This window comes from Chitinophaga sp. MM2321, from assembly GCF_964033635.1.
Taxonomy (GTDB): Bacteria; Bacteroidota; Bacteroidia; order Chitinophagales; family Chitinophagaceae; genus Chitinophaga.
Window position 1 is genome coordinate 1,823,070 of the sequence record NZ_OZ035533.1, and the last position, 19,863, is coordinate 1,842,932.

The window sequence follows — 19,863 nt, forward strand, 5'->3', positions numbered from 1 at the left end:
ACCGTCTCATAACTATGAGACGGTCTTTTACATTAAACCGGTTAGTTTAAGTCTGGTTGAGGGGTGTACCTGATATATGCATTCACTTCCTTTACGCCTTTTGGGAATTTCTTCAAAGCATCTGCTGTTTTAATAGCATTGGAAATAATCACATCTCCACCAACTACCCAATCAACTGGTGTGGCAATACTATAATTATCTGATAGCTGCAAAGCATCAATCGCTCTTACGATCTCGTTGAAATTTCTGCCGATGGCAGCGGGGTAGGTGAGGGTTAGTCTTACCTTTTTATTTGGATCAATCACAAACACAGACCGTACGGTTGACGTGGCCGATGCATTCGGATGGATCATACCATAAAGTTCAGCTACCTTTTTATCTTTATCAGCTATTAGTGGGAAGTCCACTTCCGTATGCTGGGTCTCATTAATATCTTTGATCCATCCATGATGATCTTCCACGCTATCTACGCTTATCGCAATTGCTTTTACATGGCGCTTTGCAAATTCGTTGTTCAGTTGTGCCGTTCTTCCTAACTCAGTTGTGCATACTGGTGTAAAGTCGCCCGGATGCGACAGCAACAGGCCCCAGTGGTCTCCCAGGAATTCGTAAAAATCAATCTCTCCGATGGTAGTCTGTGCTTTGAAGTTGGGGGCCTGATCTCCTAATTGTAAACTCATGATATCTTTTTTTAGGGATGATAAATTAACATTACTCATACTCTATAAAACAAATAGAGTAATTATTACCGAAAGTAGCGCATTTATGGCGGCGTTAATGGTGTTATTTACTTCATTAATGGCTGTATTCAGGTATCTTTTGATACTATCTCTTCGGCAATCAAATGGGTTCTTCGCTCCGGGACCGATTGTAGCGAAGAAGCCATTATAGCTGCTGTTGGCCTCTTAGATAAATCCGCTGTTATGACCATTTAAAACTACCTTCACCGGAATACGGGCAATTTGCCAAATACCGCCATCAATCACCCTTATTGCAAAAGATCTTTAATACACTCATCAATAGTTTTATTGATAATAAAGTAGGCATAGCAGAAAATTTTTTAAGTGAATCCCTCTCCTCACACCTGAAAGATAATTTGACCACCCTTTATACCGAAAAACTACTCCTGTCTGCCGGAACAGGAAACGACAAATTGGCCGTGCAGAATAAACTGGTCAGAAGCGACATTATTTACTGGCTGGACCGTGCACACAATAACCCGCATGAAAATGATTTTTTTGACCTGATGGATAGCTTTGTAAGCCATCTAAACGATACCTGCTATACTGGTATTACAGGTTACGAATTTCACTATACCATGTATGAAAAGGGTAGCTTCTACAAAAAACATATAGATCAGTTCCGTAACAATGACAGCAGACAATATTCGATGATCATCTACCTGAATGTTGACTGGCAGGAAAATGACGGTGGAGAATTATGTATTCATCAAAACAACAGCTTTCAGCATATCGCTCCGGTTAATGGTAAAAGTGTATTTTTTAAAAGCAGTGAACTGGAACACGAAGTGTTACTTACCAATAAGCCAAGAATGAGTATCACCGGGTGGTTGAAGAGAGATAACCTTTTTTGATCTTTCCTGTGCATCCTTGTTTTTAACGGCCTGCCGCGTTTATGCGTCAGCGTTTGCATCCTGCAATAAAAAATATTATCTTGTTTTTTATTTTTGTTAAGATAAAAACAGCCGTTAAAATAACCCTTGATGCAAAAGATAACAGTCCTTCTTTTTAGTGTTTTTCTGACAGCAAATGCTGCGGCGCAACAACCATTGAAATTGTGGTACCGGCAGCCGGCAGGCAAAACCTGGACAGCCGCATTGCCGCTTGGCAACGGGCGGCTGGGAGCCATGGTGTTTGGCAATCCTGCGCAGGAGCGCATCCAGCTGAATGAAACCACTGTATGGACAGGTAGCCCCAACCGCAATGATAACCCCGAATCGCTGGCAGCACTGCCCGAAATCAGGCGGCTTATTTTTGCAGGAAAACAGAAAGAAGCACAGGAATTGGCCGCTATAAAAATGCAGTCGAAGAAGGCCTTCGGACAAATGTACCAGCCTGTTGGTAACCTCGATATTGCATTCCCCGGCCACGAGAATTATAAAGACTATTACAGGGAGCTGGATATTGAAAAAGCCATTGCCACCACCACTTATACTGTTAACGGCGTGAAGTACACGCGTGAAGTATTTGCCTCAGTGCCTGCACAGGTAATAGTAGTAAGACTTAGCAGCAGCAAGCCGGGAAGCCTTACCTTCAAGGCATCCTTATCCACTCCGCAAACGAAGGCCCACATCAGCGCCAGACAACATGCCCTGCTGATCAACGGAACAACAGATAGTCACGAAGGCGTGGAAGGGAAAGTCAATTATAATGGTATTGCCAACGTCAGCATTGCCGGAGGAACCATGACTACCGAAGGTGATGCGATCCAGGTACGCAATGCCAGCAGTGCTACCATCTATATTTCCATTGCTACCAATTATATCAACTATCATGATATCAGTGCAGATGCGGTAAAACGTTCCGAAGCCTATCTGGCAAAGGCGCTCAAAGAACCATATGCCAAGGTATTGCAACAACATGTTGCAGCTTATCAGCGGTATTTTAACCGGGTAAAAATAGATCTGGGCACATCACCGGCAGCAGCTGAACCTACAGACATACGGCTGGCGCAGTTCTCCAAAACAAATGATCCGCAGTTTGTGGCACTGTATTTCCAGTTTGGCCGCTACCTGCTGATCTCCGCATCGCAACCCGGCGGACAGCCCGCCAACCTGCAAGGTATCTGGAATGAAGAGATGACTCCTCCATGGGATAGTAAGTACACCATCAATATCAACACAGAAATGAATTACTGGCCGGCAGAAAAAGATAACCTGCCGGAAATGCATGAGCCATTAATACAGATGGTAAAAGAGCTGTCAGAAAGCGGCCGTGAAACAGCGGCAACCATGTATGGCGCAAGAGGGTGGATGACGCATCATAATACAGATCTGTGGCGGATTACAGGCCCGGTTGATGATATCTTCTGGGGCGTGTGGAGCATGGGAGGAGCGTGGCTAAGTCAACATCTCTGGGAAAAATATCTTTACAATGGCGATAAAAAATACCTGGCTGAGATCTACCCGGTACTGAAAGGCGCCGCTATGTTCTTCGTTGATGATCTCGTGGAAGAACCCACCCATAAATGGCTGGTCATCAATCCCGGTACATCTCCGGAAAATGCGCCCAAAATAAGACCAGGCGTATCTTTTGACGCCGGTTGCACTATGGATAACCAGATCGTGTTTGACATGCTGAGCGCAGCAATTGATGCCGCTGAAGTTTTAAAAACTGATATAACGTTTACGGATACACTGAAAGCTGTTCGCAAGCGCCTGCCCCCGATGCAGGTAGGGCAATATGGCCAGTTACAGGAATGGATGCAGGACCTGGACGATCCGGAGGATCATCACCGCCACATCTCTCACCTGTATGGTTTGTTTCCTTCTTCACAGATCTCTCCTTATCGCACCCCTGCACTATACAGCGCAGCCAATACAACATTATTGCAGCGCGGTGATGTTTCCACCGGCTGGAGCATGGGCTGGAAAGTAAACTGGTGGGCACGTTTACAGAATGGTAACCGCGCCTTAAAACTGATCACCAGCCAGTTGAGTCCTGTAGGCACCAATGGTGGTGGCGGCGGTACCTACGATAACCTGTTTGATGCACATGCACCCTTCCAGATAGACGGAAACTTCGGCTGCACATCGGGCATCACTGAAATGCTGATGCAGAGCCACGATGGCGCTATCCAGTTGTTACCCGCACTGCCAGACAGCTGGAAAAAGGGCAGCATCAGCGGCTTACGCGCGAAAGGCGGCTTTGAAATAACCGACCTCGTATGGAGCAACGGCAAAGTAGTAAAGCTCATCATTAAATCAACCCTGGGTGGCAACTGCCGGATCCGTGTAGCCAATAAGTTACAGGCATCTGCATTAAAGCCAGCCAAAGGAGATAATGATAATGTTTTCTTCCACACAGCAGCTACAGCTACACCACTAATCTCTGATAAAGCAACCCTGAACACCATACCCGTACAGGAAACTTTCCTATACGACCTGCCTACCACCGCGGGAAAAACATATACATTGTATAGGGACTAAAGGAGAACAGGAATTTACGGATTTATTGATTTACGAATGTAGGGATTTGAAATGCAGTAGAGATTTAAGCATATGCTATTATCTCCGCTGCATTTCAAATCCCTACATTCGTAAATCAATAAATCCGTAAATTATAAATTCTCTTCGCTCGCTACTGCCACAACCCTATCTGAGGGTTGGATATCGCCAAAGATTTCCTGGAGGGAATCTTTTTTCGTTCCCTCGATCACGTTAATACGGCTAAGGGTTTGATAGTTGTTGATCTTCAGTACAAAAACACCTGACTGTGCATGCACGACGCTTTTTAACGGTACCCACAAGGTGCTGTCCGGGCGTTGCAGCAGGAGTTTTACCTGTGCGTAGGCACCGCCGCTTAGTTGATTGGTACTGTTGTCTACATCAAATTCTACGGTGATGGAACGGTCGTTTTCATCCAGCAGCCCTGCATTCCTGGAGAGGCTGGCATGGTATAGTTGTCCGGGGCGATCGCTTACGGTAAAAGATACTTTCGTATCAGTTCCCAATGAGCGCGCATGTTTTTCGGGCACCAATACGGTCAGGCGCAGCCGCTTGTTCTGCGCGAGCGAAAATAAGGGGAGTGCGCCACCATCGCCTACGAGGGCTCCTTGTGAAATATGACGGCTGGTAATCACGCCATCAAAGGGTGCCACAATACGCAGGTAGTCATTTAACTGCGCAGCTGCGCCGGTATTGGCAATGGCTGCTACGTAGGCGGCACTGTCACTTTGCAGCCTGCTCTTCGCCCTTTCCAGTTCGATGGCTGCTACGGCCCCGTTTTTTGCCGCCGCTTGCAGGAGGCGTTCGTATGACTGTTTACTGAACATATAATCCGCATACAATTTCTCTTCGCCGGATTTGTTGGAGAGATATTGCTGGTTTATTTCCAGGGCGTCCAATACGGCCAGCAGTTGCCCTTTCTTTACAACACTGCCTCTGTCTACATATAATTTCCGCACAAAGCTTTTTACTTTGGCATACAGGTTTACCTGTTCATAAGGTTTTAGTTCGCCGGGTAACGTCAACGTATAAACGGGGCGGTCTTCCAGTACTGTCGCTGCTTTCACGGCAGGTACTTCTTTTTTCTCGGCGGACTTGTCCGCCTGTTGCCCGCTGGATGAACAGGCTGTAAGCAATACACTACCTGTAACCAGGAACGTTGCAAATATGATAACGGATGATTTGAAGTGCATAGTAAAATATTAAAGCGTGTTTGTATGTAATGAATGAACAGGTATGGCGTACCTGCTTTGTGGATCGTCCGGATCGAGGGACGGACTTACCCTGCTGGCTTTCGCCCTTACAGCCGCGAAGAAGTTGGGGAGCACCAGCAATACGGTTATAGTAGATAACAGTAGGCCGCCTATAACTGCCTGTCCTAATGGAGCTACCTGTTCACCACCTTCACCCATGCCAAGGGCCATTGGTATCATACCTGCTATCATGGCCGCTGTGGTCATAATAATCGGACGAAGCCGCGAAGCCGCTGCCAGTTGTGCCGCCTGCTTTGCCATCAGGTGGTTGTTGCGGCGGTATTGCTCCGCCTGATTGACCAGCAATACGGCATTGGATGCTGATACCCCGATGGACATGATCATACCCATGTACGATTGCAGGTTGAGCGTACTACCAAATAGCAGTAACGATAAGAGGCTGCCACCTACTACCGCAGGAATTACCGAAAGGATCAGCCCTGATATTTTGAACGACTGATAATAAGCCGCCAGCATCAGGAAGATGACCACAACGGCTACCAGTAAGCCACTTTGCAGGCTGGTCAGCGTTTCGCTGAGTAGTTCTAAAGAACCTTGCCTGGTAACGATGACGCCACGGGGAGCATCGCCTGCATTTTTAATCGCCTGGTCTACTGCTTTAGCGGCGGCACCCAGGTCCTTTTTGTGCGTGTTGGCAATAATGGTGACATAGCGGTTAGGCCCCTGCCGGTTGATTTGTGCGGGTTGTTTTACGATAGCCACAGTAGCCACATCTTCCAGCACAGGACGCATCTGTCCTTTTTTCAGGGACAGGGAACGTAGCTGGTCAACAGACTGCATATCGGCTTCGGGTATCTGTACCTGTACCTGGAATACAAGCCCTGATTTCGGGTCTACCCAAAGATTTTTATTGGTGTATCGGGTAGAAGAAGTGGCAGTGACCAACGTGCGGGTAATATCGTCCATCGTTAGTCCGAATTGTGCAGCCAGTTCCCGGTTCAGGTTGATCTGTAGTGATGGGTATTCAAGCGGTTCGGCTATGCGCACGTCCCGCAGGAAAGACACTTTTGCCAGTTCGGCTTCTATCTTGCGGGCATGACTGGCAGCAACTTTCAGCGGATTGCCTGCTACCTTTATTTCTACAGGTGTCATCGCTCCCTGGCTCATGATTTTTTCTACCAGTTCCACCGGCTCGAAATTTATTTTCAGCTCAGGGTATTGTTGCCTGATGGTATCCCTGATCTTTTCTTTTAATTCTTCTCCTGATCCTTTAAATATTTTTTTGTCGATAGATACCTGTAATACAGCCTCTCCTGAAGTACTGGTAAACAGGAAGATGGGGTTGATCGCGGTGGCGGAAGGTTGGGTACCTACATAAGCTGATGTGATCTTCACTGCATCAGCAGGCAGGATTCCGTGGATCAGCTGTGTTACCTTTTTAAGATAACCTTCCGTTTTTTCCAGACGGGTTCCTTCCGGCGCCTGGATGCGTAACTGTAAATCACCTCCGTTGGAGGCTGGCATAATATCCGTACCGATCAGCAACGAAGAACCCGTGATGAGTCCAATGCTGATGATGGCATATAAGATCGTGATCAGTGTAGTCTTTCCCGTTAGTCTGCCGGTTAAGAAGGCATAACGCACCCGGAACCGTTCAAAGCGGGAACGCTTTTTCCGGATCTTTTGTATCGGCGCATGCTTTGCTTTCATCAGCCAGTTGGCCACAACAGGCACAAAGGTCTGCGATGCTATAAAGGAAGCTATCATGGCGAAAGCCACTGCCAGCGACAGCGGCATGAACATATCTTTTGGTATGCCCGTCATCATGAAAGATGGGATCAATACGGCCAGGATACATAATAATATGAGCAACTTGGGAACAGATATTTCCAGCAGCGCGTCTACAATAGCGCGTGGTTTCTCCTTGCGCATGTCCATGTGCTGATGTATGTTTTCTATCGTCACCGTGGCCTCGTCCACCAGGATGCCGATTGACAGCGCCAGCCCGCTCAGTGTCATGATATTGATGGTTTGTCCGAAGGCGTATAGCATCAGTACAGCCGACAGGATGGCAATAGGGATCGTCATCATTACAATGAGCGAACCTCTTGCATCACCGAGAAACAGGAATACGACCAACCCTGTGAGCAGGGCGCCGAGCAAGCCTTCATGCACGAGGTTACTCAACGAGTTTTTGATGTAGCCTGACTGATCAAACACATACTTTACCGCTACATCTTCCGGCAACACATTTTCCAACATGGGTATGGAGGCTTTCAGGTTGGCCACTGCTTTCAGTGTGGAGGCATCTGCTTTTTTGATGACCGGCAGGTAAACGGAACGCTTTCCATTGATCAGTGCATAGCCTACCGTCTGGTCTGTACCATCTTCTACAGTGGCTACATCTTTTACAAAAACGGTGGCGCCATCTTTACTTCTCACCGGAATATTTAAAAACTCTTCCGGGCCGCTGGCAATGGAATTGACCGGCGCCATCAGGTTCTGATCGCCGATACGGATATTCCCTGCCGGTGTGGGAAGATTGTTTTTTGCAATGGCAGCAGTGATCTCTTCGGGGCTCATACCATACGACTGCATCAGCTGCGGATTGATCTTTACCACCATGGTGCGGGTGTTGCCACCAAAAGGAGCAGGCGCCGTAATACCGGGGATGTTCACAAACATAGGCCGGATGCGGGTAAGCACCAGGTTTTGCAATTCACCGATGGAGCGTTGCGGGCTTTCAAAAACGAGTTGTCCTACCGGCAATGAGCTGCCATCAAAGCGTACCACTTGTGGTGGTACAGCGCCGGGAGGTAAAAAGCCCATTGCCCGCGATACCTGCGTGGATACTTCTGCCGCCGCTTGCGCCATATCGGTGCCGGGATAAAACGTGAGTTTCATCAACGTAAAACCCTGTACACTTTTGAAGTCAATACTTTTTACCCCACTGACAAAAATGAGTACTTTCTGAAAACCATCGGCCATGAAACCATCCATGTAAGCGGGTGTGAGTCCGCCGTAAGGCATAGCAATGTAGATAGCCGGCAGTTCTATTTTCGGGAAAATATCAACGTTGATCTTGCGGATAGCCGATACAGAAAAGTAGATGATGGCCATCACTGCCACCATCACTACGATGGGCTTTCTTAATGCTGATCTTATTAAATTCATGCGTAGTACTTTTAAAAATTAAAATCTCCGGGACAGATAAGAAAAATCACCTGTTAATGTTGCGTTGGTGATCATCAGCTCCCAGAATTCCCGGCAGGCTTCTATATGCGTGTTCTCCGCCTGTTGCAGTAACAACTGGATCTGTAACAATTCAGATAGATTGATCAGTCCACTTTGATAGCGGGCGAGATACAACTCATATCCTTCGGTTGCTTTTTGTACACCTGTCTGTGTTTTGCGTACCTGTTGCATTTGCTCGGTTATCCTGGCCATGGTAGCGTGGAGTCCCGTATTCAACTGCAATGCCTGTTGGTCATATTGCGATTTTGCCGCATCGGCCTGTTGCAGGGCTACTTTCTTTTGCAGGTTAGTGCTGTAGATGCCAGTCAGGTTCCAGGTAATACCAACTCCTACTAAATAATTCCCGGCGCCGTTTTTAAAACCATCCTGCCAGTTATTGGATACGACGCCGTTTTTACCGATGCCGGTACCTCTTTCTGCCACACCTCCCAAAAGCGAGAGAGAAGGGTAGGCAGCGCGCCCCAATGCCTCGCTGTGCACCTGGTGATACCGGATGTCTGTATCAATCACTTCGAGGTAAGGATGCTGCCGGATACTATCAGCCGCTGCTGGTATATCACCGGCCGGTGTCAGGTAGGCGCTGTTATGCAGCGTGTTGCCCGCAATACTGTCAGCGATGTACTCCGTGAGCTGATAACGGCTGGCGGTTTCTTTTCCGGTCCAGTGGTCTTCATCCGATAGTATCTGTGCATAGGAAGAAGCGGCGAGCAATGTATCGGCGCCAGGCTTTAAGCCTGCATCAGCGAGATTTACGGACAGGTCAAGGATCTCTTTTACCCGCACTGAATTTTTTGTAGCCCAGGATAGTTTCGCATGGGTGTACAACATATTGAAATAGCGTGCTGCTACGTTGCTTTTCAATTCCAGCAGGTAGGCATCCATGTCACTGTGGGCATGGGCTACCTGTAAGGCGGCGGCTTCATTGTTTTTGCGCTGCCGGCCAAAGCTGTAAAGGTTCCAGTCGGCCATCACCGAACCAAAAGTGTTGGCAGCTACATGAGCCCCGCTTAATGCATCCGTGTTGCCGCTTACATTGAAAAAGCCGGGTTGTGGAAAGAACGCGCCGCTACTACCATTGAAGGTGCCATAAGTGTTTTGTAACTGCATCTTCGCCTGCGGCAACATGCTGCTGCGTGTTATCTTTTGTTCGTAGGTGGCTGCTTTGATACCAGCCTTTTTATGATTGATCCCCGGATAGTTGGCTGCCGCCAGCGTCCATGCATCGCTGAGCGACAGCGGTGGCTGTTGTGCATGGGCAGCATGGAATGACATGGTAATACATGCCAGCACCATTATAATGGTTTTGTAGTTTGTCATATAAACAGGTTGCCGCCAGGCCAGTGTTGCTGGCTTTAAAGCAGATTGTCAGGAAGAAATAAAACGGGAGAGGCTTTAATGGACATCATTAAAGCAGCAGCATGTACTAACATGCCGGATAAGAAAGTAAAAACTCAGAGTAATAACTGCCTGTGACGCAGGAACAGCGGGATGGGGGTAAAAGAAGAGGAATGGCTGTGGTACCGGGTCAATGCATGCTTAAAGCCAAGCAATAAAGCAGCAAACCCACAGATAACTGCCAGTAAAAATAAGGGCGATGAAGCCGTGTCACTAATAACGGCGTGCAGGGAAACCGCTGCATCATTCATCAGATCCAGCTGCATACAGGAAGCCAGGGTTGGCGCCAGCAACTGTTTGCCGGCTTTTGCCGTTGCGCCGTGTTGCATGCCATTGCCTGGTGTGGCAAAATATGACTTCACCGTATTTTTAACCGGGCAGGAACTAAATACCAACAGCAGCATAGCCAGCACTATAAATGCGGTATGCTTTTTTTCTGCGTGTATGTTACTACGGTACATCCTGCAAATGTAAGAAAATTTATTGAAACAGGCCGGAATAGGCGATGTTCCTCCCCCATCATGAAGTCGTATATTTGTATACAGTTAACAAAATCATAACATCTCAAAAAAATAAATCACTACATAAATAAATCATTTGTGAGCATAAGCGCGTACCTGGATCAGTATTTTCCGCAATTTGAACCGGCATTAAAAGAAATAATCGCCGATAACTGTACACTAAAATCAGTGCCTGCGGGTGAAAAGCTCATCCAGACAGGGCAGCAGATGCGTGCTACCATGCTGGTGGTAGAAGGGCGACTGAAACTTTACCGGGAAGGGGAAGAAGGAGGTGAAGTTTTTATGTATTACCTCGAACCGGGCACTGCATGCGCTTTATCAATGATCTGTGCGCAAAAACAGGAAACCAGTGAGGTAATGGCAAAAGCACTGGAGGACAGCCTTGTTCTGATGATTCCCGTAGCATTAATGGGCACCATGATGCAGGACTATAAAAGCTGGTACAACTTTGTAGTGGAAACATACCGCAGCCGCTTTGAAGAATTGCTGAATCTCCTTGACCAGGTTGTATTCAGGGCCATGGATCAACGGCTGGTATCTTACCTGGAAAACCAACGCGAAAAATTAAAAACAACACAGCTGTATATTACACACAGCGAAATTGCGACTGACCTGAATTCTTCGCGTGAAGTTATTTCAAGATTGTTAAAGAAACTCGAACAACAGGATAAAGTGAAGTTGTTCAGAAACTATATTGAATTATTATAACGTAAGATTTTTCTTATGTGACATTAGTCACCTTATATGCCTGGGTTTAACCGGATCTTTGCATTGTATAAATATTATTCAATGGAAATTATAGGTTACCTCGCTGCTGCCTTAACAGGTATTTCACTGGGCCTGATTGGCGGCGGTGGCTCTATTCTTACCTTACCGGTACTGGTTTATTTATTTGGTATTGCACCCGCGCCGGCCACGTCTTATTCTCTTTTTATTGTTGGTATCACGAGTCTTATCGGGGCATGGAACAGCCACCGCAAGCAGGACGTAAGTATGCAGACCGCTTTCCTTTTCGGGTTGTCTTCTATCTTAACTGTTTTCCTGACCAGGAAATTCCTGTTACCGGCCATACCGGAAAAGATCTTTCTGACCAATACATTTTATCTGACAAAATCATTGTTGATCATGATGTTGTTTGCGGTATTAATGCTGGCGGCGGCTGTTTCTATGATCAGTGACCGGGAGCAGGTATCAGGGGAGGAGATAATTACAGCACCTAAGAAAATTAATTTCTGGAAATTATTACTATACGGACTACTGATCGGCATCGTTACCGGTTTGTTAGGCGCCGGCGGCGGCTTCCTTTTAATACCGGCGCTGGTTATACTGGTAGGATTGCCTATGAAAAAAGCGATTGGTACTTCCCTGCTTATTATCGCGCTTAACTCACTGATCGGTTTTATGGGTGATATCGGTCATTTTCAGATAGACTGGATCTTCCTGTTAAAAATAGCCGCGATGGCTATTGCCGGTATCCTGGTGGGTGGATTGTTATCCCGTAAAATATCCGGTGAAAAACTGAAAGTCGCATTCGGCTGGTTTGTAGGCGTGATGGCTGTTTACATCATTATTCATGAATTATTTATAGGATAGTGCATCGTTATGTGACTTGTGTCACCGTCATTGAAAGGTGAATGTGGGAACTTTGCAACATAAAGAGAAACGCATGGTATTTACAGATTTTTTGAAACAACCCTGGCCCTGGTATATTGCAGGACCTTTAGTAGGACTCACCGTACCGGTATTGCTGATCATCGGAAACAGATCTTTTGGTATAAGCTCGTCGCTCCGGCATATGTGTGCTGCCTGTATTCCATCGAAAGTGCCTTTTTTTCAGTACAACTGGAGAAAAGAGATATGGAACCTGTTTTTTGTAGCGGGTATCCTGGTGGGTGGCGTAATAGCGGGTGTATGGCTGTTGAATCCCGCTGCCATGACTGTAAGTCCTGCCCTGGTAGATCAGTTGGCTGCTTACGGTATCCATGATTACCAGTCTTTGGTACCGGTTGAACTTTTTAACTGGCAGCAGTTGTTTAGTATAAGAGGGCTGATCATGATGGTAGGTGGTGGCCTCCTGGTAGGATTTGGCACTCGTTATGCCGGGGGCTGTACCAGTGGTCATGCTATCATGGGATTATCTACTTTGCAGTGGCCTTCGCTGGTGGCTACCTGTTGTTTTATGATAGGCGGTTTTACGATGGCGAATTTTATTCTCCCGCATATCCTGGCATTATAAATAATTAACAAGATGAAAGAAATGAAACAGCAAGAAGTTAGTAACGATACGATAGAAACCGCGGCGCCCTGGTGGCATCACCTGAAGTATGCAGTGGTGGGTGTATTATTTGGTATTGTATTCGTGAAATCGGAAGTAATCAGTTGGTTCCGTATCCAGGAAATGTTCCGGCTGCAATCTTTTCATATGTATGGTATTATCGGGAGTGCAGTTATTACCGGTATCATATCTGTGTGGATCATCCGGAAGTTTGATATAAAAACATTGAGCGGAGAGAAAATTATTTTTCATCCGAAGCAATTCAACAAAGGACAGATTTATGGTGGCTTGATTTTTGGCTTTGGTTGGGCTATCACCGGGGCTTGCCCTGGTCCGCTGTTTGCGCAGATTGGAACAGGGGCCACTGTTATAGTGGTCACCTTGTTGAGTGCGATTGCAGGCACCTGGATATATGGACGATTCAGGGAAAAATTGCCACACTAATACCAGCTGCTATTTTTTATTACTTATAAATAGGAAGAGATGAAAATTAAACAATTTGAAGATAAACCACTGGCACATTATTCTTATGCCATATTAAGTGAAAAGGATGCAAAAATAGTACTGATAGACCCCTCCAGGGATATCAGCCCTTATCTCGATTATGCGAAGGAACAGGATGCTGTGATTACCGCTGTGATAGAAACGCATCCGCATGCAGATTTTATCAGCGGACATCTTGAGTTGTATCATGCTACCGGCGCTACTATTTATTGTTCAGGGCTAACCGGTGCTGCCTACCCACATATTCATTTCGATGATGAGCGAACCGTTACCCTTGGTGAATGCACGCTTAAAGCCGTTAATACACCCGGGCATTCGCCCGATAGTATTTGTGTCGTACTGGAACAGGACGGGCAGGACAAAGCAGTATTTACCGGTGATACTTTATTTATAGGAGATTGTGGAAGACCTGATCTGAGAGAAAACACGGGTAAGGTAAGCGCAAAAAGAGAAGTGCTCGCAAAGCAGATGTATTATTCGCTGCGCGAAAAACTCATGATACTGCATGATGATGTAATCGTATATCCCGCACATGGCGCCGGGACGCTGTGTGGTAAGGCGCTCAGTGAAGCCAATCAAAGTACCATCGGTGCAGAGAAAAAAACGAACTGGTCGCTACAAAAACTTACGGAGGACGCCTTTACAAAAATGATCCTGGAAGAACAACCTTTCGTACCTAAATATTTTCCTTACGATGTATCGCTGAACAGGATGGGCGCGCCTGATCTTACACCGGCGCTGTCTCGTATTCCTGTTGTAGGGGAAAGCAACCGGTCTGATAAAAATATAATTGTCATTGATACACGTCCTGCACCTGTTTTCAAGCAGGGACATTTACCCAATTCGATCAATATACAGGATGGTAATAAGTTTGAGACGTGGTTGGGAAGTATTATATCTCCGGAGGAAAAATTTTATCTCGTAGCCGAAACAGCAGAACAGTTACAGCAATTAATGAAACGTACTGCTAAAATAGGCTATGAACCTTTTATTGAATCGGCTTTTGTGTTGCAGGAGGGCAGTGAAAAAACGGCGTTGATAGATCCGGCTATATTCAAACAGCAGTTGTCAGATTTTACGATTGTGGATGTACGCAATGAATCAGAGATGAATGAGTCACCTGTTTTTCCTGCTGCTATCAACATTCCTTTACCGGAATTACGGGAACGTATAAACGAAATACCGGTGAATAAACCGGTAGTGATTCATTGTGCCGGCGGCTACAGAAGTGCGGCGGGTAGCAGTATTGTCGGCAACGCTTTGGGCGGACAGGTGGAAGTGTATGACCTGGGAGAAGCCATAAAGGAATTTTAGCATTGTTACCGGTTAACCCATTACCTGTTTTTGAATAAATGAATTATTACCCTACCTTTGCTCCGCATTGGTTTATCCTTGTCCACCCTGGACAAGGATAATTAAAAGGGAACTCGGGTGTAAATCCCGGACAGTCCCGCTGCTGTAAGTCTCGTAAATGCTTGGGCCATCCAAACAGACCACTGTCGCTAATCCGATGGGAAGGTCGCCCGAAGCAGAGATAAGTCAGAACACCTGCCATGCAGTCGTTTTTAAGCTTTCGTGGAATGGAGCTTGGAAATAATCACATGGCGGGCGTGCCTGCAAATGAACTATTTCCCTTTTATTGTTTTCCTGGTAACGAAGGCCGTTGATTGAATAATCAAATCGGTGAAAAATTATGTGTTTCAATGAACAAGTCTGTTCACTGATAAGGGGATTCGTTTGCCTTATACTGATAACTGTGGGCCTGGTACAACCAGTTGCTGCACAGGAAACAGACAGTGTGAAGGCGCAGAACCTCAGAGAGGTGTCTGTGATAGCGCAGCGCGCTACCCGCGAAGTTACGCCGGGGCAGAAGATGCAGGCAAAAGAACTGGATCGACTGGGCAGCCACTCCGTAGCGGATGCCATCCGTTTTTTTTCGGGTGTGCAGGTAAAGGATTATGGGGGCATCGGCGGACTGAAAACCGTGGATGTGCGGAGTATGGGCACCAATCAGACAGGTGTCTTTTATGACGGCATACAGTTGGGTAATGCACAGAACGGGCAGATTGACCTGGGGAAGTTTTCGCTGGATAATATGGAAGAAATAGCCCTGTACAACGGACAAAAAAGTAACATCTTCCAACCGGCAAAAGATTTCGGATCTGCTGGTGCTATTTATCTCACTTCTCTCAAACCAAAGTTTGCAGATGGAGAACAGGTACACCTCAAAGGCACCGTGAAAACAGGCTCCTTCGGACTTTTCAATCCTTCCCTGCTATGGCAGCAAAAGATCAGTCCTGCTATTTCCACTACGCTCAGTACGGAATGGACCCATGCCAACGGGCAGTACAAATTCCGGTACCGCAAAAAGAATGGCTATGATACCACGGCCACCAGGAAAAACAGCGACATCAATGCTGTACGGATGGAAGGTGGTATCAACGGAACCATGAGAGGAGGAGAGTGGAGTACCAAACTATACTATTACAACTCGGAACGCGGACTGCCCGGATTCGTTGTCAATGGGGTATTCGGACATGTAGACCGTCAATGGGACAAGAATTTTTTTGTACAATCCTCTTTCCGGAAAGATGTAACACGCAGATACAGCCTGTTACTAAATGGTAAGTACGCTTACGACTATACGCATTACCTCGCACCGGATACCGCTTTATTATATATCAACAATCATTACCGGCAAAAGGAAGCCTATTTTTCCATGGCCAATCAGTATGCGCTGACAACCTGGTGGGACCTGGGCCTCTCCGGCGATTTCCAGTGGAATAAACTGGATGCGGATCTCGTGAACTTCTCTTATCCGCAAAGGTATACAACACTGGTGGCAGCTGCCGCTTCGCTGCATTTTAACCGCTTTAATGCGCAGGCCAGTTTGCTCGGTACTTTCATGAATGAAGAAGTGAAAAAAAATGTAGCATCGAAGCCCAAACGAGAATTTACACCGGCCATCTTCACTTCGTGGCAGCCCTTTCCCAAAGAGGATCTGCGCTTGCGTGCCTTTTACAAAAGGATCTTCCGCATGCCTACTTTCAACGATCTGTATTATACGGATATCGGCAATTCCAATCTTAAACCGGAATTCGCTACCCAATACAATGCCGGGGTAACGTGGAGTAAAACATATACCGGTATCTCCCTGCAGGAAGCAGGCGTTGAAACGGATGCCTACTACAATGAAGTAACACAGAAAATAGTAGCGTCGCCCGCCTCCAGCCAGTTCCGTTGGATGATGATAAACCTCGGACTGGTACAAATAAGAGGGCTGGACGTAAAAGCAAAGGCGTTGTGGCAGGTGAAAAAAGTAGTTAGTATCTCTACCCGCCTTACCTATACATATCAGAAAGCACAGGACTTTACAGATCCTACAGATAGCTTTTATGGTGATCAGATCCTTTATATTCCCTGGCACAGCGGCTCATTGATTGTGGGCGGCGGCTACAAAAAATGGGATGTTAATTACAGCCTCCTTTACACCGGCGAACGATACAACGGTAAAGCCAACATCCCGGAAAACTACGTACAGCCCTGGTATACCAGCGATATATCCGTAAGCAGGCAACTGCGCTGTAAAGCCACCGGTATCCATTTAACAGCACAGGTCAATAACCTGTTTAACCAGTACTATGATGTAGTGCTGAACTATCCGATGCCGGGGAGAAATTACAAATTCATTTTAAGCGTCAATATTTAAACTATACATCATGATGAAACAACTCCGGATGATCGGCCTGTTTGTTACAACCGCAGGTATCTTTTTGAGCAGTTGCAGGAAGGAAGATAAGATCATTCCCCCGGTGATAACACCTGTTGACAGTCCCGCAGTATACAACGTAGTCAAAGGATTTTATCTGCTGAATGAAGGCAACATGGGCAGTAATAAAGCCTCACTTGACTATTACGACTATACGAAAGGGGAGTACCATAAGAATATCTATGCAACCGCCAATCCCACTGCTGTGAAGGAACTGGGCGATGTAGGCAACGATATCCAGGTGTATGGCAATAAAGTGTATGCCGTAATCAATGTATCCAATAAAGTGGAAGTGATGGATGCCACCACCGCCAAACGTATCAAACAGATAGATATCCTCAACTGCCGGTACATAACATTTGCTAACGGTAAAGCATATATCAGTTCTTATGCAGGGCCGGTAGAAATTGATCAGGATGCGCCCATCGGTTTTGTAGCGGAAGTAGATACCGCCACCCTGGAAATTACCAGGAAAGTGACGGTAGGGTACCAGCCGGAAGAAATGGCTGTAGTTGATGGGAAGTTGTATGTAGCCAATTCCGGTGGCTACCGTTTTCCTGATTATGACCGCACCGTTTCTGTGGTAGATCTGGCGACCTTTACTGAAATAAAGAAAATTGATGTAGCGCCAAACCTGCACCGGTTAAAGGCCGACAGCTATGGTGATATATATGTTAGCTCCCGCGGAGATTATTATGATGAACCTTCCGCACTTTTTGTGATAGATACAAAAACAGACCAGGTAAAGAAAAGATTTGACATAGCCACGAGCGATCTGTGTATCTCCGGCGATACTGCTTATCTCTACGGATCATCTTTCAGTTATGATACCAATGATTGGGCCATCACCTATGACAGGATCGATGTGAAAAATGAAACAGTACTGCAAGGCAGCTATATCACCGATGGCACAGAAAAAATAATTAAGATGCCTTACGGTATAGCAGTAAACCCGGTTACGAAGGAAATTTTTGTAACAGATGCCAAAGACTTTGTTTCACCTGGAACCCTTTACTGTTTTGATAAGAACGGGAAAAAGAAATGGTCGGTGACTACAGGAGATATTCCTGCACATATAGCATTTGTAACCGCAGCAGAATAATAATACATCATCCACATAAAAGTAATAACATGAAAAAGAGAATTTTACCCGCCGTTTGCATAGTAGCAGCTTTATTGGCCGGCTGTTCCAAAAATAATGACATCAGCGGGCCTGTTGAGAAAGCGCCGGAAGTAACCATTGTTACACCTCCTGGCGGCTTTACGGTCGATCAGATGAAATGGGTGAGGATTGCCCCCGACGTTATAAATGATGAAAAGGCGACCTTCCTTTGGACAATAGGCGCCGATACACTGGGTACCACGAAAGACCTCCTGCATGTATTCGCAACGGAAGGACAGTACACCGTTAAATTCACCGCAACAAACAGTGCGGGAGAAGGACACCAGGAAATAGTGGTAAACATCGCTGCAAAAACCTATACCAATGGCGTAGCCCGTGTATTTGATTTCCTGTCTGCACCCGGACAGTTTGTCAACACCATGCCCGCATGGAAGGAAGGAGATAATGACAGTACCATGGCGGCCAAAGCAGAAGCCGCGCTAAAGAATAATTCCATGATACATCTCGGCGGATTTGGTGGATACATTGTGATGGGTTTTGATCATACTATCATCAATACACCTGGTGAAAACAGCTTCCTGGTAAAAGGCAATGCTTTTAATAACTGGTCAGAACCGGGTATCATCATGGTATCATATGATGCCAATGGCAATGGTATTCCGGATGATGAATGGTATGAAATTGCCGGTTCTGAATATGATAACCCCAAGACCGTTAAAAACTACCAGATTACCTATTATAAGCCGGATGAAAACAAAGTGCCTACGCCCAATGACAACTACGCTTATATATCAGATACAACTTACATCCGTTGGAAAGACAACCAGGGAAAAACCGGTTTCATTTCTAAAAATGTATTCCATAGTCAAAGTTACTATCCGCAGTGGAAAGGCGATAGCATCACTTTCACCGGTACCAAACTGACGGAAGAAAACGTAGTAGACCTGTCTGGGAATGGCAGCAACTACGCCAGTCCTGCATTTGATTTTGGTTATGCCGACAACTGGAGTAACAATGATGACAAAGCAAAAATAAAAATCAGCTGGGCGGTAGACGAAACCGGCAAACAGGCCAACCTGAAAGGTGTTGATTTTATTAAAGTACATACCGGTATGCGCGCAAAAGGTGGATGGCTGGGTGAAATTTCAACAGAAATAACAGGGGTAACAGACCTGAATCTTAAGTAAAAAAGCTAAAGTATATAACCTGCTATCTTGTTTAAAAACGGAAAGCGGAAAATTAAAAGACGAACCGATCACCTGGTTTGGATTTGCCTCATCCGAAAGAAAACCTGAATGCAAACAGTGGAGGTTGGATTTTGTAAACAGTATCCAACCTCCCTTATTGCCAACCCCTTTATTACACATTGTTTATTCAATCTCCTTTTGTTAAACCGGCGCCCCTTGCCACGCTCCACTAGTGGAATCTACGGTAGTAATTTATCCAACCCATAATTTTATTGCCTATGGCTGCGGATAATTGTTGTATGTTGCCACTGAATTTTTTGACCTGGTAATACACGTTCCTGTACTGATGATTTCTACACGCACAACTTTTATTAGATGCTCATTTATCTCCTGCTTAGACGCTTTAAAGTACTCCACGATTTATTTTAGGATGA

15 protein-coding genes and 1 riboswitch are annotated in these 19,863 nt (G+C 46.1%); of the genes, 10 read left to right on the plus strand and 5 right to left on the minus strand.

Annotation, left to right across the window (positions count from 1 at the left end; genetic code table 11):
* Positions 1–41: 41 nt before the first annotated feature.
* Positions 42–680, minus strand: a complete 639-nt coding sequence (locus ABQ275_RS07095; RefSeq protein WP_349317582.1) for a peroxiredoxin — start codon at positions 678–680, stop codon at positions 42–44.
* Between the two features lie 311 nt (positions 681–991).
* Here ABQ275_RS07095 and ABQ275_RS07100 point away from each other — a divergent pair, with 311 nt between their 5' ends.
* Positions 992–1,594: a 2OG-Fe(II) oxygenase gene (locus ABQ275_RS07100; RefSeq protein WP_349317583.1), complete on the plus strand. Its 603-nt coding sequence runs from the start codon at positions 992–994 to the stop codon at positions 1,592–1,594.
* A 129-nt stretch (positions 1,595–1,723) separates the two neighbouring features.
* Positions 1,724–4,168 carry a glycoside hydrolase family 95 protein gene (locus ABQ275_RS07105; RefSeq protein ID WP_349317584.1) on the plus strand — a complete coding sequence of 815 codons (2,445 nt, stop codon included), beginning with the start codon at positions 1,724–1,726 and terminating at the stop codon, positions 4,166–4,168.
* Positions 4,169–4,299: 131 nt separating this feature from the next.
* On the opposite strand, the gene ABQ275_RS07110 is transcribed toward ABQ275_RS07105, so the two are convergent.
* The 4 genes from ABQ275_RS07110 to ABQ275_RS07125 form a co-directional block, all read right to left on the minus strand.
* Positions 4,300–5,379 (minus strand): efflux RND transporter periplasmic adaptor subunit, encoded by a 1,080-nt coding sequence (locus ABQ275_RS07110; RefSeq protein WP_349317585.1) that lies wholly within the window; start codon positions 5,377–5,379, stop codon positions 4,300–4,302.
* A gap of 9 nt (positions 5,380–5,388) precedes the next feature.
* Positions 5,389–8,574 carry an efflux RND transporter permease subunit gene (locus ABQ275_RS07115; protein ID WP_349317586.1) on the minus strand — a complete coding sequence of 1,062 codons (3,186 nt, stop codon included), beginning with the start codon at positions 8,572–8,574 and terminating at the stop codon, positions 5,389–5,391.
* Between the two features lie 18 nt (positions 8,575–8,592).
* On the minus strand, positions 8,593–9,972 hold the full coding sequence (locus tag ABQ275_RS07120) for a TolC family protein (RefSeq protein WP_349317587.1): 1,380 nt from the start codon (positions 9,970–9,972) through the stop codon (positions 8,593–8,595).
* Between the two features lie 134 nt (positions 9,973–10,106).
* Positions 10,107–10,511, minus strand: a complete 405-nt coding sequence (locus ABQ275_RS07125) for a hypothetical protein (RefSeq protein ID WP_349317588.1) — start codon at positions 10,509–10,511, stop codon at positions 10,107–10,109.
* Positions 10,512–10,649: 138 nt separating this feature from the next.
* Between ABQ275_RS07125 and ABQ275_RS07130 the strand changes: the two genes are divergently transcribed.
* The 8 genes from ABQ275_RS07130 (at position 10,650) to ABQ275_RS07165 (ending at position 19,429) form a co-directional block, all read left to right on the plus strand.
* A complete protein-coding gene (locus tag ABQ275_RS07130; protein ID WP_349317589.1) occupies positions 10,650–11,279 on the plus strand; it encodes a Crp/Fnr family transcriptional regulator in 630 nt (209 codons plus the stop codon).
* An 81-nt stretch (positions 11,280–11,360) separates the two neighbouring features.
* Positions 11,361–12,164 (plus strand): sulfite exporter TauE/SafE family protein, encoded by an 804-nt coding sequence (locus tag ABQ275_RS07135; RefSeq protein ID WP_349317590.1) that lies wholly within the window; start codon positions 11,361–11,363, stop codon positions 12,162–12,164.
* Positions 12,165–12,237: 73 nt separating this feature from the next.
* Positions 12,238–12,807 carry a YeeE/YedE thiosulfate transporter family protein gene (locus tag ABQ275_RS07140; protein WP_349317591.1) on the plus strand — a complete coding sequence of 190 codons (570 nt, stop codon included), beginning with the start codon at positions 12,238–12,240 and terminating at the stop codon, positions 12,805–12,807.
* Between the two features lie 12 nt (positions 12,808–12,819).
* The gene (locus tag ABQ275_RS07145) at positions 12,820–13,290 is read left to right on the plus strand and encodes a DUF6691 family protein (protein ID WP_349317592.1); all 471 of its coding nucleotides are present in this window, start codon (positions 12,820–12,822) and stop codon (positions 13,288–13,290) included.
* A gap of 39 nt (positions 13,291–13,329) precedes the next feature.
* Positions 13,330–14,664: an MBL fold metallo-hydrolase gene (locus tag ABQ275_RS07150; RefSeq protein WP_349317593.1), complete on the plus strand. Its 1,335-nt coding sequence runs from the start codon at positions 13,330–13,332 to the stop codon at positions 14,662–14,664.
* A 51-nt stretch (positions 14,665–14,715) separates the two neighbouring features.
* A riboswitch (cobalamin riboswitch) is annotated at positions 14,716–14,921 on the plus strand.
* A 185-nt stretch (positions 14,922–15,106) separates the two neighbouring features.
* Positions 15,107–17,059, plus strand: coding sequence for a TonB-dependent receptor domain-containing protein (locus ABQ275_RS07155; protein ID WP_349317594.1), 1,953 nt, complete (start codon positions 15,107–15,109; stop codon positions 17,057–17,059).
* 10 nt (positions 17,060–17,069) lie between these two features.
* Complete coding sequence (locus ABQ275_RS07160) at positions 17,070–18,221, plus strand: DUF5074 domain-containing protein (protein WP_349317595.1); 1,152 nt, start codon at positions 17,070–17,072, stop codon at positions 18,219–18,221.
* A gap of 29 nt (positions 18,222–18,250) precedes the next feature.
* A complete protein-coding gene (locus ABQ275_RS07165) occupies positions 18,251–19,429 on the plus strand; it encodes a PKD-like domain-containing protein (RefSeq protein ID WP_349317596.1) in 1,179 nt (392 codons plus the stop codon).
* Positions 19,430–19,863: the final 434 nt, after the last annotated feature.

Bases quoted from the DNA above. Each gene is read 5' to 3' on its own strand.
- ABQ275_RS07115 (WP_349317586.1), bottom strand. From the start codon at position 8,574: ATGAATTTAATAAGATCAGCATTAAGAAAGCCCATCGTAGTGATGGTG.
- ABQ275_RS07165 (WP_349317596.1), top strand. From the start codon at position 18,251: ATGAAAAAGAGAATTTTACCCGCCGTTTGCATAGTAGCAGCTTTATTG.
- ABQ275_RS07120 (WP_349317587.1), bottom strand. From the start codon at position 9,972: ATGACAAACTACAAAACCATTATAATGGTGCTGGCATGTATTACCATG.
- ABQ275_RS07125 (WP_349317588.1), bottom strand. From the start codon at position 10,511: ATGTACCGTAGTAACATACACGCAGAAAAAAAGCATACCGCATTTATA.
- ABQ275_RS07145 (WP_349317592.1), top strand. From the start codon at position 12,820: ATGAAAGAAATGAAACAGCAAGAAGTTAGTAACGATACGATAGAAACC.
- ABQ275_RS07105 (WP_349317584.1), top strand. From the start codon at position 1,724: ATGCAAAAGATAACAGTCCTTCTTTTTAGTGTTTTTCTGACAGCAAAT.
- ABQ275_RS07110 (WP_349317585.1), bottom strand. From the start codon at position 5,379: ATGCACTTCAAATCATCCGTTATCATATTTGCAACGTTCCTGGTTACA.
- ABQ275_RS07160 (WP_349317595.1), top strand. From the start codon at position 17,070: ATGATGAAACAACTCCGGATGATCGGCCTGTTTGTTACAACCGCAGGT.
- ABQ275_RS07095 (WP_349317582.1), bottom strand. From the start codon at position 680: ATGAGTTTACAATTAGGAGATCAGGCCCCCAACTTCAAAGCACAGACT.
- ABQ275_RS07140 (WP_349317591.1), top strand. From the start codon at position 12,238: ATGGTATTTACAGATTTTTTGAAACAACCCTGGCCCTGGTATATTGCA.
- ABQ275_RS07135 (WP_349317590.1), top strand. From the start codon at position 11,361: ATGGAAATTATAGGTTACCTCGCTGCTGCCTTAACAGGTATTTCACTG.
- ABQ275_RS07150 (WP_349317593.1), top strand. From the start codon at position 13,330: ATGAAAATTAAACAATTTGAAGATAAACCACTGGCACATTATTCTTAT.